Below are 13,752 nucleotides of genomic sequence, written 5' to 3'. Positions count from 1 at the left end.
GGCCGCCGCGTAGGGCGGATTACTACGCCACGCTAATCCGCACCTTACGCTTTGCGCCTATTCCGGCTGACCGATGCTTACCTTCAGCGTGCCGATGCCGTCGACGCCGCATTCGAGCTTGTCGCCGGGCTGGAGTTGCGACACGCCGGCCGGCGTGCCCGTCATGATGATGTCGCCGGCGGCGAGCTTCACCTGCTGGGACAGCTGCCAGATCGTCTCCGGCACGTTCCAGATCATCTGCTCCAGGTCGCCGGTCTGGGCTTCCTTGCCGTTGACCGTGAGCCAGATCTTGCCCTTGGATGGATGGCCGATCTTCGAGGCCGGCTGCACCGCGGAGGCGGGCGCCGAGCCGTCGAACGACTTGCCGATCTCCCACGGACGCTCCTTCTTGCGCGAGGCGATCTGGAGGTCGCGGCGGGTGAGGTCGATGCCGACGGCGTAGCCGTAGACGTGGTCGAGCGCCTTGTCGGCGGGGATGTTGAGACCGCCGCTCTTGAGCGCGACGATCAGCTCGACCTCGTGATGCAGATCCTTGGTCAGCGGCGGATAGGGAATCGTGGCGCCATCGGGCACCAGCATGTCGGCATGCTTGGCGAAGAAGAACGGCGGCGCACGCTCGTCATTGCCCATCTCGCGGATGTGCTCGAGATAGTTGCGGCCGACGCACCAGATGCGGCGCACCGGATAGCGGCCGGCCTCGCCGACGACGGGAAGCGAAGCCTGGGGCGGAAGCGGAATGACATAGGAGGCGGCGTTCATGAAGCGATCTCGCTGCTCTTGGTGGGTGAAGGAACTCTATGCGGTTGCGCTGATCGGCGCCAGAGCGCCGGCGTCGCGATGTTGCAGGCGGAAGAACGAGGCGTAGCGGCCCGAGCGGCGAAGCAGCTCGTCGTGCCGGCCCTGCTCGACGATCTCGCCGCCCTCGACCACCAGGATCGCGTCCGCGTACATGATGGTGTGCAGGCGGTGCGCGATCACGATGGTGGTGCGGTTCTGGCAGAGATGCTCGATCGCCTCCTGCACCTGCCGCTCCGACTCGGAATCGAGCGCGGCGGTGGCTTCGTCCAGCAGGATGATCGGCGCGTTCTTGATCAGCGCGCGCGCCACCGCGATACGCTGGCGCTGGCCACCCGACAATTGCGTGCCGTGCTCGCCGACCGGCGTGTCGTAGCCGAGCGGGAAGCCCATGATGAAATCATGCGCGCAGGCCGCTTTCGCCGCTTCGATGATCTCGTTCTCGCTCGCGCCAGGTCTGCCGAAGGCGATGTTGTTGCGGATGGTGTCGCGGAACAGATAGACGTCCTGGCCGACATAGGCGGTCTGCGCCCGCAGCGATTTGCGCGACACCGCGCCGATCGACTGGCCGTCGATCACGATGTCGCCTTGCGTCACCTCGTAGAAGCGCAACAGCAGCGCCAGCACAGTCGACTTGCCGCCGCCGGACGGGCCGACCAGCGCGGTGACCCTGCCGGGCTCGGCGACAAAACTCATCCGGTTGAGCACGGTCTCGTTGGCGCGATAGGAGAAGCTGACGTCGCGCAACTCGATCCGTGCATCGGAGAGCTTGAGCGCCGGCTTGTCGTCGTCGGAATGTTCGCTCGCCGGGCTGTCGACGACTTCGAGCAGCATGCGCGCGCCGACGAGCTGGCTGTTGAGGTCGATGTTGAGCCGCGCCAGCCGCTTGGCCGGCTCGGTCGCCATCAGGAACGCGGTCATGAAGGAGAAGAACGCGCCGGGCGTGGCGTTGAGCGCGACCACGCTGTAGCCGCCGTAAAGCAAGCAGCCGGCAACCGCGAAGCCGCCGAGCATCTCCATCAGCGGGTTGGAACGGTTGGCGACGCGGGCCATCTTGTTGGCGTTGCGCTCGACGATCGCGATGTTCTCGTCGATGCGGCTCTGCATGGTGTCTTCGAGCGTGAACGCCTTCACCGTGCGGATGCCCTGCAGCGATTCCTGCATGGTCTCCAGGATGTCGGCGGTGCCGGTGAACTGGTTGTAGGCGAGGCCCTTGATGCGCTTGACCAGCTTGCGCAGCACCAGCATCGCCGGCGGCACCGCGACGAGGCCGATCAGCGACATCAGCGGATCCTGCCACACCATCACGCCGATCATGGCGAGCAGCATCATGAGGTCGCGCCCGACGGCGTTGACGAGCATGTTGAGCACGTCGGTGATCGACTTGGCGCCGGCCGTCAGCCGGGCCAGAAATTCGGACGAATGCCGCTCCGAGAAGAACCCGACGCTCTCGCGCATCAGCTTGGCGAACAGCTGGCGCTGGTTGGTGGCGAGGATGGCGTTACTGATCTTGGTCAGGATCACCATGTGGCCGTAAGTCGCCACGCCCTTGATGAACAGCAGGATCACGGTGATGCCCGAGAACATCGCGATGCCCGGGATGTTCTTGTCGACATAGGCCTGGTTGATGACCTGGCCGAGCACGTAGGTCGCGCCGGCGGTCGCACTGGCGGCCGCCGCCATCAGCGCAAAGGCAACGAGGTAGCGCCGCCAGTAGACGACGCCCTGTTCCATGACCAGGCGGCGAATGAGGACCATTGCCGCATAGGGATCGTCGGTGATTTTCTTTGGAAACTGGGCCATCCGTAGTCCATTGACGGCCAAGGCGAAAAGCCTGCCCGCGCGTCAGGGATCGAAAGGCCTCTGTGCCCGCTAAAGCTGAGGTTTTCAAGCCCAATTAAGGGCTTGCGCCGGGATGGAATCTAGGCCGAGACGGCGTGGTGGAGCTCGCCGTGGCGCTCGCGGAACAGCTTGTCCTCCCAGGCCAGCGCGTGCGCCGCGATGGTCTCGAGGTCCTCATATTGCGGCTTCCAGTCGAGCAGGCCGCGAATGCGGCTGGTGTCGGCGACCATGGTCATGATGTCGCCGGGCCGGCGCGGGGCGTATTGCACGGCGAAGCTGCGGCCCGACACCCGCCGCACGGCGTCGATGGTCTCGAGCACCGAATAGCCGCGGCCATAGCCGCAGTTCAGCGTCGTCGAGGCGCCGCCATTGCGCAGGTAGCCCAGCGCCGAGCGATGCGCCTGCGAGAGGTCGGTGACGTGGATGAAGTCGCGGATGCAGCTGCCGTCCTGGGTCGGGTAGTCGGTGCCGAACACGTCGATCTTGGCGCGCTGGCCGGTCGCGGCCTCAACCGCGATCTTGAGCAGATGCGTGGCGCCGACGGTGGCAAGGCCAATGCGCGCCTGCGGATCGGCACCGGCGACGTTGAAATAACGCAGCGTCACGTACTGCATGCCGTAGGCGGCGGCGACGTCGTGCAGCATGATCTCGGTCATCAGCTTCGACGAGCCGTAGGGCGACAGCGGCCGCGTCGGCGCGTGCTCGGGCACCGGCACCTGGTCCGGATTGCCGTAGACGGCGGCGGTCGAGGAGAAGATGAAGCGGTTGATGCCGCGCTTGACTGCGACGTTGAGCAGGTTGCGCGCGGTCATGAAATTGTTGCGGTAGTAGCCGAGCGGATCGCGCATCGACTCCGGCACGACCACGGACCCTGCGAAATGGATGATGCTCTCGATGTTGTGCTGGGCGATCACGCCTTCGAGCAGGTTCTCGTCGCCGGCATCGCCAATGAACAGCGGCACGCCTTCCGGCAAATAGGCGGAGAAACCGGTCGAGAGATCGTCGATCACGACGACGTCCTCGCCGGCTTCCGCCAGCGCCAGGACCGTGTGACTTCCGATATAGCCGGCGCCGCCGGTGACTAGCACAGTCATGATCTCACCCGTCTTCGATCAACGCACCAAGTTAACGTTTGCGCGGTGAAGAGGGGGTTTCGGCTCGGCTGAACTGGTCACTATGCTTAATGTTGCGTATAGGACTTTGCGAAACGGAGCATGACGTGGCGAATTTCCCGGGCGATCTGCAAGTGATCGTGCCAAATCTGCACAGGCGCTATTCCGGAGTCACCGCGACCAACCGGATGGTCGCACCGCGGCTGGCAAAACTCTATCGCGCCGCATGGTTCGGATCGGATGCGCCGGAGGGGATTTCGCGGCTGAGCGGCGCTGATGTCCTGAAATTATGGCGCCGCAAGTCGCCTCTGATCTGGCACGCGCGCCGCAACAACGAGATGATCGCAGGTGTCGTGCTGCGCGCGCTCGGCTGGCCGCTCAAGCTGGTGTTCACCTCGGCGGCGCAGCGGCATCACAGCTGGATCACGCGCTGGCTGATCCGGCAGATGGACGCGATCATCGCGACATCGGACATCTCGGCCTCGTTCCTCAAAGTGCAATCGACCGTGATTCCGCACGGCGTCGACACCGATGTCTATGCGCCGCCGGTCGATCGCGCCGCGGCGTTCGCGGAAAGCGGCTTGCCGGGCCGTTACGCCATCGGCTGCTTCGGTCGCGTGCGCGCGCAGAAGGGGACCGATGTGTTCGTCGATGCGATGTGCCGCTTGCTGCCGCGCTACCCGGATTTTACTGCGGTTATCGTCGGACAAGTCACGGCCGAGCAGACGCCATTTGCGAACGATCTGAAGAAGCGCATCGAAGCAGCCAACTTGCAATCGCGTATCGTCATCACCGGCGAATTGCCGATCGAACAGGTGCAGCGCTGGTATCAGCGGCTGACCATCTACGCCTTCACCTCGCGCAACGAAGGTTTTGGCCTGACGCTGATCGAGGCGATGGCGGCCGGCAGCGCGCTGGTTGCTGCGCGCGCCGGTGCGGCCGAGCTCGTGCTCGAGGATGGCGTGAGCGGCGTGCTGATCCCGACCGGTGATGCGGAGGCGCTGACGGCGGCGCTCGAGCCGCTGATGCGCGATGTGACCAAAGCGACCACGATGGGCGAGCGCGGTCGCGAGCGCGTGCTCGAAAAGTTCAGCCTCGATGCCGAGGCGGCGCGGATCGGCGAGGTCTATCGTCCGCTGATTTGAGCGAGTGCGTCGCGTGCGACGGTAAGTCGTTGATTTCGCTGCTGCGGGCTACTGTGCATGGGGTTGTTTTCGCGTTTTCGGCCGGATCGCAGCTCTCTACCCCCGCCTGATCTTCGCAATCACCCCGCTCACGAACGCGTCGAGGTCGCCGCCGGAGAAGAGAAAGCCCGGCAGTCCGAGCGCCTGGCCGGCCTCGATGTCCCTGGCCTGATCCCCGATCACAAAACTGCCGTCGAGCTGCACGGGCCAGTGCTGGACGAGATCGCGCAACATGCCGGGCGCAGGCTTGCGCCAGTCATGCTCCCCGATGTAGCCGGCGACCGTCCCTTGCGGATGATGGGGACAGAAGCGGATGTCATCGATCCCTGCGCCGTCGCGGGCGAGCTCGTCGCGCATCCAGCCGTGCAGCCCGTTCACATCCGCTTCGGTGAAGAGGCCGCGCGCCACGCCGGACTGGTTGGTGAAGATGAACACAAAATAGCCGGCCTCGTTGAGGCGTCGGATCGCCCTGGCGACGTTGGGCATCCAGCGGATGCGGTCTGGCGTGCCGATATAGCCATCGTCGTGATTGATGACGCCGTCGCGATCGAGGAATGCTGCGGGCTTCGCCGCGCGGCCGTCAGACATTTGCAAGTCCCTGCGTCCTGGCCAGCACTTCTCGTGCGATCTCGACCACGTCCTGCGCCGCGATGTCACGCATGCAGCGGTGGTCGTTCATCTTGCAAATTGTGCTCTGGCAGGGCTGGCAGGCGAGCACGCTCCTGGTCTGGACCACGGTCGCGGCAAGGCCGTTGAGGGGGGCCCAGAGATAGGGGTTGGTCGGGCCGAAGATGCCCATGGTGGGCGTATCGAGCGCGGCCGCGATGTGCATCAGCCCCGAATCGTTCGAGATCGCGACGCCGGCTGCGGCCATGGCGAGGACGCCGTTGCGCAAGTCATTGCCGGTGAGATCCCGCACCCGCGGGCCACCGGCGGCGACGATCTCCTGGGCGAGGCCCTTTTCCGCGGGGCCGCCGACGACCCAGACCTCGAGCCCGCGCTCCGCGAGCAGACGGGCGGCCTCCGGATAATAGGTCCAGCGTTTTGACGCCCCGACCGAGCCGGGGGCGAGCGCAACGGCGGCCCCGGCGCTGAGACCATTGGCCTGTCGCCAGCGGACGATCTCCTCGGCCGACACCCGCAATTGCGGTACCGGCCATTCCGGGGGCAGGGGCGCGCCGTCGGGCTGGGCCAGCGCGGCGTTCTTGTCGATGAAGCGCGGCAGCTTCTTCTCGCCCCAGCGCCAGCGGTTGAGCAGGCCGAACCGGAATTCGCCGACGAAGCCGACCCGCTCGGGGATGCCGGCCAGCGCCGGCGCAATGGCGGCCTTCCAGGTCCGCGGCAGCACCAGGGCGGTGCCGTAATTCCGCTCGCGCAGGAGCCGCGCCAGGCCGAGCTGGCGGCCCACGGCGAGGCGGCCGCGGGGCAGGTCCCAGACGAGCCCAGCGCGAACGCCGGGCATGTAGTCGAGCAGTGGGGCGCAAAGGGACGTGGTCAGGAGATCGACCGGCCGATTCGGCCATCGCTCCTTCAGCACCCGGACAACGGTGTGATTCCGGACGAAATCGCCGATCCACATATAGGGGACGATCAGGATCGGGCGGGTGTCGCTCCGATCCTCATTTCCGACAAATTGCGAATCGGTGTTCATTCGTTAATTGTGCCGCGGGCGCTCTGATGTGGCGGTTCGGTTAGCCGCTCCCGGCCGGCAGGTAAAGCCGGCAGAAGCGCGGGTCCAGAAGCGTCAGGCCCAAAATGCTTACACTTTGGCAGATGATGCGCTAGGGCAGGTAGCGGGGCTCGAAAATCGGGCAGGGTGGTTGGAATGTTGCTGGTGACCGGCGGGGCCGGTTTTATCGGATCGAATGTCGTCGCGGCGCTGAACGACGCCGGCCGTAGCGACGTCGCGGCCTGCGATCTCCTCGGCAGCGACGGCAAATGGCGCAACCTCGCCAAGCGGCAGCTTGCGGATGTCGTCCCCCCGGCCGAGCTGCCCGACTGGCTGAAGGGCCGCAAGCTCGACGCCGTGATCCATCTCGGGGCGATTTCCGAGACCACCGCGTCCGACGGCGATCTCGTGATCGAGACCAATTTCCGCTTCTCGATGCGCCTGCTCGACTGGTGCACGGCCAATGCGGTGCCGCTGATCTATGCCTCCTCGGCTGCGACCTATGGCGACGGCGCGGAAGGCTTTGACGACGATGCCTCGCTGCCGGCGCTGAAGAAACTGCGGCCGATGAATCTCTACGGCTGGAGCAAGCAGCTGTTCGATCTTGCCGTCGCCGGGCGCGCAGCGAACGGCGATCGGCTCCCACCGCAATGGGCGGGCCTGAAGTTCTTCAACGTGTTCGGCCCGAACGAATACCACAAGGGCACGATGATGAGCGTGCTGGCGCGCCGCTTCGACGACGTCAAGGCGGGCCGCGTCGTGCAGCTGTTCAAGTCGCATCGCGACGGCATCGCCGACGGCGACCAGCGACGCGATTTCATCTATGTCGACGACGTCGTGCGCGTGATCCTGTGGCTGCTGGCGACGCCTGCGGTGTCGGGGCTGTTCAATGTCGGCACCGGCAAGGCGCGCAGCTTCCGGGAGCTGATGCTGGCTGCCTATGCCGCGCTCGGCACCAGGCCCAACATCGACTATGTCGACATGCCCGAGCAGATCCGCGGCAGCTATCAGTATTTCACCGAGAGCAAGGTCGATCGTCTCCACCGCGCCGGTTATAACGGCGGCTTCACGACGCTCGAGGACGCGGTGAAGGCCTATGTCGCCGACTATCTCGACCGGCCCGACCGCTTCCGTTAAGGCCCCAAGGATCTGAGGCCCAATGACCATGCCGACGCCCATTCTCGATTTCGATGCCCTCGCGCAAGCCATCTCCGGCCGCACGGTGCTCTGCATCGGCGACATCATGCTGGACGAGTTCGTCTACGGCGAGGTGTCGCGGATTTCGCCGGAAGCACCGACCCCCGTCATCGCGGCCCAGCGCAGCGAGATCCATATCGGCGGCGCCGGCAACGTCGCACGCAATATCGCTTCGCTCGGTGCTCGCTGCGTCTTCGTCGGTCTCGTCGGTGAGGACGAGGCGGGGGCGCGGCTCAAGGCCGCGCTGGCGAACCATGCCGGCATCGAGAGCGTGCTGGTATGCGACCCGTCGCGGCCCACCACGCGAAAAGTCCGCTTCGTCTCCGAGCATTTTTCCACGCACATGCTACGTGCGGATTGGGAGCAGGCGGTGCCTGCCTCCGATGAAATCGAGGCGAAGTTGATCGAGGCGATCGTGCCGCAGATCGCGCGCGCCGATATTGTGCTGCTGTCCGACTATGCCAAGGGCGTGCTGACCGCGCGGGTGATCCGCCACACCATCGACGCGGCGCGAAAACTCGGCAAGCCCGTGATCGTCGATCCCAAGAGCCTGAACTGGGCGGTCTATCGCGGCGCCACGCTGCTCACGCCGAACCGCAAGGAATTTTCGGAAGCAACCCGCAGCCGCGCCGACACGCCGCAGAGCATCATCGATGCCAGCGAGGACGTGATGCGGCTGGCCGATTGCGAGGCGATCCTGGTCACCCAGGGCGAGCACGGCATGACGCTGGTGCCGCGCAATGGCGAGGCCGTCCATGTTCCGGCTTTCCCGGTGAAGGTGCGCGACGTCTCCGGCGCCGGCGATACCGTGGCGGCCGCGCTCGCGGTCTCGATCGCGGCGGGGGCGGATTGGGACACGGCGCTGCGGATGGCGAGTGCGGCCGCCGCGGTCGCGGTCGGCAAGCAGGGTACCGCCAGCGTGAGCGCCGACGAGCTGCGGCGAAAGATCCTGCCGCATGCCACTCTCGCGGCCGAGGAGAAGGTCGTGAGCGCGCCTGATACGCTCGAGGCCCGGCTCGCGGAATGGAAGGGGCAGGGGCTGCGCGTCGGCTTCACCAATGGTTGCTTCGACATCCTGCATCCCGGCCACGTCAAGGTGCTGACCGCGGCGCGCGCCGCCTGCGACCGCTTGATCGTTGGCCTCAACAGCGACGCCTCGGTGCGGCGGCTGAAGGGCGCGGATCGCCCGGTCCAGGACGAGCGGGCGCGTGCCGAGGTGCTGGCTGCGCTCGAAGCCGTCGATCTCGTCGTGATCTTCGAGCAGGACACGCCGGTCGACCTGATCACGCGTATCACCCCGAGCGTGCTGGTGAAGGGCGGCGATTACACCCGCGAGCAGGTGGTCGGCCACGAGGTCGTCGAGGCCGCCGGCGGAACGGTCGTGCTGATCGACATTCTCCAAGGTTTCAGCACGACCGCGCTGGTTCATCGCGCGCGCGGAGAGACGAAGTGACGGAGCTCACGCGCGAGTCCATGTGGGGGACGACGCTCCGGCGCCTGCGCAGTCCGGCGGCATGGTCCGAGACGGTTGATCTGTTTGCCATCCTGACGGCGGCCTCGCTGCCGTGGTCGACGTCGCTGGCGGCGATCTTCAATGTCTTGATGCTGGTTTGCATGGTGCCGTTTCTCGACGTCAGGGACTTTCTGCAGTCGCTGAAGCGGCCGATCTGCGCACTGCCGATCGCGCTATTCCTGCTCGCGCTGGTCGGCACGCTGTGGTCGGGGGCGTCCTGGGGTGCGCGGTTCTACGCCGTGAACCCGACGGCGAAGCTGCTCGTGCTCCCGATCCTGATCTATCATTTCGAACGCTCGTCGCGCGGGCACCTCGTGTTTATCGCGTTTCTCGTGTCGTGCGCGCTGCTGTCGGTGATGTCCTGGCTGGTCTTTTTCCATCCTGCTCTCACGCTGAAGCCTGACGAACCCAACTCGCGCGGCATCTTCGTCAAGAATTATATCGACCAGAGCCAGGAGTTCACGCTGTGCGCGGTCGCGCTCGCGTTCCCGATCGTGAAGCTGCTGCAGCAGAGGAGGGTCTGGCTGGCCGCGCTGCTTGGGGCGATCGCGCTCAGCTTCTTCGTCAACATGGCCGTTGTGGTGATCTCGCGCACCGCACTCGTGACCGTACCGATCATGCTGGCGGTGTTCGGGCTGCTGCATTTGAAATGGCGCAGCGTCCTGATCATCTTCGCGGCGCTCGCGGCCCTCGCCGCGCTGGCATGGCAGACCTCGTCGAAGCTGCACACGACGATTGAGACATTCTCCGTGCAGTACGAACTGTACAAGGACAAGGGCATCCCGACATCGATCGGACTTCGGCTCGAGTTCTGGCGCAAATCGCTGGGTTTCTTTGCCGAGGCGCCGCTCGTCGGTCATGGAACCGGCTCGACCCGCGGCTTGTTCGAGCAGGCTGCGACCGGCGGCCCCTACAAGGCCTCAAGCGAGGTCATTGGTAATCCCCATAACCAGACCCTGAACGTGGCCGTGCAATGGGGCGTTGTCGGCATCATCATCCTGTATGCGATGTGGGCGGTGCATCTCCTCCTGTTCCGCGGTGACGATCTCGCCAACTGGATAGGACTTTTGGTCGTTGTCCAAAACGTATTCACCTCGCTGTTCAATTCCCATCTTTTCGACTTCCATGAAGGGTGGATGTACGTTCTCGGTGTCGGCGTGGCCGGCGGCATGGTGCTCAATTCGCGCCGGAACGGCCCGAGCCCGGGAGAAGCTCGCAGCTGAGCTTCGGAGCGCTGGCAAGTCGCGGACAGATGGGTTATCAGCGCGATCAGGTTGTGTTGAAGAACTGGATATAGTCGGCCGGCAGATGACGCGTCTTTCGCATCTTACCTTGCGTAATTTCCTGATCGCGCTGCACGACGTGGTGGCGACGGCCGTGGCCCTGTTTGTTGCGTTCTATCTGCGCTTCGAGGGTGGCGCGGGTTTCGCGGCCCGCTTGCCGCTGCTGCTGCAGATCCTGCCCTATTTCCTCGCCTTCAGCGTGGTCGTCTTCTACGTCTTCAACCTGACGACAACGAAGTGGCGCTTCATCTCGCTGCCTGATGCGCTGAACATCATCCGCGTCGCCTCGGTGCTCACCGTCGCGCTTCTCGTGCTCGACTACATCTTCGTCGCGCCGAACGTGCACGGCGCCTTCTTTCTCGGCAAGATCACCATCGTCCTCTACTGGTTCCTCGAGATCTCCGCGCTGAGCGCGCTGCGGCTGACCTATCGCTATTTCCGCTATACCCGCGTGATGCATCACGTCAGAACCGAAAATGCCGCGCCGACGCTCCTGATCGGGCGCGCCGCCGATGCCGAGGTCGTGCTGCGCGGCGTCGAGAGCGGTGCCATCAAGCACCTCCGCCCGGTCGGGGTGCTGTCGCCGTCCCGGGCCGATCTCGGCCAGCTCATCCGCAACGTGCCGGTCTTGGGCGCGATCGACGACATCGAGGATGTCATCGGCAGTTTTGCCAAGCGCAACAAATCGATCGCCAGGGTGGTGATGACGCCGTCCGCCTTCGAGCCGGATTCGCATCCCGAATCCGTGCTGATGCGGTCGCGGCGGCTTGGCGTGATGGTCAGCCGCCTGCCGTCGCTCGAGCAGGGGGATGTGCCGCGGCTCACCTCGGTTGCGGTCGAGGACCTGCTGCTGCGGCCGAGCGAGACGATCGACTACGCGCGTCTCGAAGCCCTGATCAACGGCAAGAGCGTCATCGTCACCGGCGGTGGCGGCTCGATCGGCTCGGAGATCTGCGAGCGCGTGGTTGCGTTCGGCGCGGCGCGCCTGCTGATCGTCGAAAATTCGGAGCCGGCCCTTTATGCGGTCACCGAGGTGCTCGCCGCGCGCGATTCCGGCGCCGAGATCGAAGGCCGGATCGCCGATATCCGCGACCGCGAGCGCATCACGCGCCTGATGGCGGAGTTCAAGCCGGACATCGTGTTCCATGCCGCCGCGCTCAAGCACGTTCCGATCCTGGAGCGGGACTGGAGCGAGGGCGTCAAGACCAATATCTTCGGGTCGATCAACGTGGCCGACGCCGCGCTTGCAGCGGGCGCCGAGGCCATGGTGATGATCTCGACCGACAAGGCGATCGAGCCGGTCTCGATGCTCGGCCTGACCAAGCGTTTCGCGGAGATGTATTGCCAGGCGCTCGACCATGACCTCGTGTCGCAGGCCGGCGGCAGCAAGTCTGCGATGCGCTTCATCTCGGTCCGGTTCGGCAATGTGCTGGCTTCGAACGGGTCGGTCGTGCCGAAGTTCAAGGCGCAGATCGAGGCCGGCGGTCCGGTCACCGTGACGCATCCCGATATGGTCCGTTATTTCATGACCATCCGCGAGGCCTGCGACCTCGTGATCACGGCGGCGGCGCACGCGCTTGGAACGCAGCGGCCTGACGTCTCAGTCTACGTGCTCAACATGGGCCAGCCGGTTAAGATCGTCGATCTCGCCGAACGCATGATCCGTCTTTCCGGCCTGCAACCTGGCTACGACATCGAGATCGTATTCACGGGGATGCGCCCCGGCGAGCGCCTGCACGAAATCCTGTTCGCCTCCGAGGAGCCGACCCGCGAGATCGGCGTCGCCGGCATCACGGCCGCGCAGCCGAACGAGCCGCCAATGCATACCCTGCGCAAATGGATCGCGGCGCTCGATCAGGCGATCGCACGCGACGATCGGGCGACCATCAGGACCATCCTGAAGGATGCGGTCCCTGAGTTCGGGTCGACCGCGGCCTGACCATGCAACCTCAAGGCAAGATCGTCGTTGCGAGCCAGCACTATCCCCCGGATCCGAGCACGACCGCGGCGATCATGGCCGAGATCGCCTGCCGTCTCGCCGGGGAGCACGAGGTCGTGGTGCTGTCGGGCTCATCGGGCGCGCTGTCGGCTGCGCAGACCGGCGCGGGCAAGCCGCGCGTCGTCGCCGTCAGGAACCGGATGGCAGGAAAGGCGGCGCTGGTTCGGCGCGGCCTGTCCGAGCTGCTATTCGTGTTGCGCATCTTGGTGATGCTGTTGCGGCAGTTGCGGCGCGGCGACGTCGTGCTCACTGTCACCGCGCCATTTATGCTGCCTTACGCGGTCGCGGCGGCGGCGTGGCTCAAGGGCGCGCGCTCGGCGCTGGTCATGCACGACCTGTTTCCCGACGTGCTGGTGATGGCAGGCCTGTTGAAGCCACGCTCGATCGTGGCGGGCGCGATGCGCGCCGCCAACAGCCTGATGTTCCGCGCGCTCAATGCTGTCATCACCATCGGCCGCGACGCGGAGCGGCCGCTGCTGGGCTATTCCGGGATGACGCGGAACAAAATCCGCTTCATCCCGAACTGGGCGACGCTCGTGCCGGCGGTGAGGCCGGTGACATCGGACAATCCGTTCCGCAAGAAGCTGGCGGCCCGCTTCGTCGTCGGGCTATCAGGCAATCTCGGTTTCACCCACGATCCGGAGATTGTGTTCGAGGCGGCGCGCTTGCTCGAGGACGAGCCAGACATTCACTTCCTGCTCTCCGGCTGGGGCATCGGTTTCGAGCGACTGAAGCAGTTGCAGGCCGAGACGAACCTCGCCAATGTCTCCTTCGTGGCGCGGGTCGAGGATGCCGAGCTCGAGGCGTTCCTGGCCGCGGCCAACCTTTGGATCATCCCGTACCGCAAGAACGTGGCCGGGGTATCGGTGCCGAGCCGCTTCTATAATCTGCTGGCGGTCGGTCGGCCGGTTGTGCTTGTCTCGGAGCCCGAGGCTGAGGCTGCTTCGACGGTGGTGGAGAACGGACTTGGCTGGGTGGTAACGCCGGGCCGTGCCGACCAGCTCGCAGGCGCCATCCGGGCGGCCTCCAATTCGGACGCAGCCGGCCTAGCGTATCGGGCAGTGACGGTGGCGTCACGGTTCGATCGCGCAGCAGCTATGAACGCCTATGCGGCCCTGATCGGAGAATTGTTGCACCACCCTAACCTTTCGGAGTAAC

General features: G+C 65.3%; 11 protein-coding genes. 6 read left to right on the top strand and 5 right to left on the bottom strand.

Annotation, left to right across the window (positions count from 1 at the left end; genetic code table 11):
* Positions 1–57: 57 nt before the first annotated feature.
* The 3 genes from K3F49_RS03720 to galE all read right to left on the bottom strand — a co-directional run bounded on the left by K3F49_RS03720 (position 58) and on the right by galE (position 3,731).
* On the bottom strand, positions 58–759 hold the full coding sequence (locus tag K3F49_RS03720) for a fumarylacetoacetate hydrolase family protein (protein WP_234679543.1): 702 nt from the start codon (positions 757–759) through the stop codon (positions 58–60).
* 36 nt (positions 760–795) lie between these two features.
* Positions 796–2,598: an ABC transporter ATP-binding protein gene (locus K3F49_RS03715; protein ID WP_234679542.1), complete on the bottom strand. Its 1,803-nt coding sequence runs from the start codon at positions 2,596–2,598 to the stop codon at positions 796–798.
* A gap of 119 nt (positions 2,599–2,717) precedes the next feature.
* On the bottom strand, positions 2,718–3,731 hold the full coding sequence (gene galE, locus K3F49_RS03710) for a UDP-glucose 4-epimerase GalE (RefSeq protein ID WP_234679541.1): 1,014 nt from the start codon (positions 3,729–3,731) through the stop codon (positions 2,718–2,720).
* Between the two features lie 125 nt (positions 3,732–3,856).
* Between galE and K3F49_RS03705 the strand changes: the two genes are divergently transcribed.
* Positions 3,857–4,894 carry a glycosyltransferase family 4 protein gene (locus tag K3F49_RS03705; protein ID WP_234679540.1) on the top strand — a complete coding sequence of 346 codons (1,038 nt, stop codon included), beginning with the start codon at positions 3,857–3,859 and terminating at the stop codon, positions 4,892–4,894.
* Between the two features lie 96 nt (positions 4,895–4,990).
* Here K3F49_RS03705 and K3F49_RS03700 read toward each other — a convergent pair whose 3' ends face one another.
* Together K3F49_RS03700 and waaF are read right to left on the bottom strand one after the other, a co-directional pair.
* On the bottom strand, positions 4,991–5,521 hold the full coding sequence (locus K3F49_RS03700) for a D-glycero-alpha-D-manno-heptose-1,7-bisphosphate 7-phosphatase (protein WP_234679539.1): 531 nt from the start codon (positions 5,519–5,521) through the stop codon (positions 4,991–4,993).
* Complete coding sequence (gene waaF, locus K3F49_RS03695; protein ID WP_234679538.1) at positions 5,514–6,584, bottom strand: lipopolysaccharide heptosyltransferase II; 1,071 nt, start codon at positions 6,582–6,584, stop codon at positions 5,514–5,516. Before waaF ends, K3F49_RS03700 begins: the two co-directional genes overlap by 8 nt.
* Positions 6,585–6,758: 174 nt before the next feature.
* On the opposite strand from waaF, the gene rfaD reads away from it, so the two are divergent.
* The 5 genes from rfaD to K3F49_RS03670 all read left to right on the top strand — a co-directional run bounded on the left by rfaD (position 6,759) and on the right by K3F49_RS03670 (position 13,751).
* On the top strand, positions 6,759–7,739 hold the full coding sequence (gene rfaD, locus K3F49_RS03690) for an ADP-glyceromanno-heptose 6-epimerase (protein ID WP_234679537.1): 981 nt from the start codon (positions 6,759–6,761) through the stop codon (positions 7,737–7,739).
* Positions 7,740–7,767: 28 nt separating this feature from the next.
* On the top strand, positions 7,768–9,252 hold the full coding sequence (gene rfaE1, locus K3F49_RS03685) for a D-glycero-beta-D-manno-heptose-7-phosphate kinase (protein WP_234680565.1): 1,485 nt from the start codon (positions 7,768–7,770) through the stop codon (positions 9,250–9,252).
* Positions 9,249–10,535 carry an O-antigen ligase family protein gene (locus K3F49_RS03680; protein WP_452100353.1) on the top strand — a complete coding sequence of 429 codons (1,287 nt, stop codon included), beginning with the start codon at positions 9,249–9,251 and terminating at the stop codon, positions 10,533–10,535. The genes rfaE1 and K3F49_RS03680 overlap by 4 nt, the downstream gene beginning before the upstream one ends.
* Positions 10,536–10,620: 85 nt before the next feature.
* Positions 10,621–12,534, top strand: a complete 1,914-nt coding sequence (locus tag K3F49_RS03675; protein WP_234679536.1) for a nucleoside-diphosphate sugar epimerase/dehydratase — start codon at positions 10,621–10,623, stop codon at positions 12,532–12,534.
* Between the two features lie 2 nt (positions 12,535–12,536).
* Positions 12,537–13,751, top strand: coding sequence for a glycosyltransferase family 4 protein (locus tag K3F49_RS03670; RefSeq protein ID WP_234679535.1), 1,215 nt, complete (start codon positions 12,537–12,539; stop codon positions 13,749–13,751).
* Position 13,752: the final 1 nt, after the last annotated feature.

The organism is Bradyrhizobium monzae (assembly GCF_021458635.1).
In the GTDB taxonomy this organism is placed as follows: Bacteria; Pseudomonadota; Alphaproteobacteria; order Rhizobiales; family Xanthobacteraceae; genus Bradyrhizobium.
The sequence above is the reverse complement of the archived record's forward strand: the minus strand, read 5'-3'. Positions and strand labels throughout refer to the sequence as shown.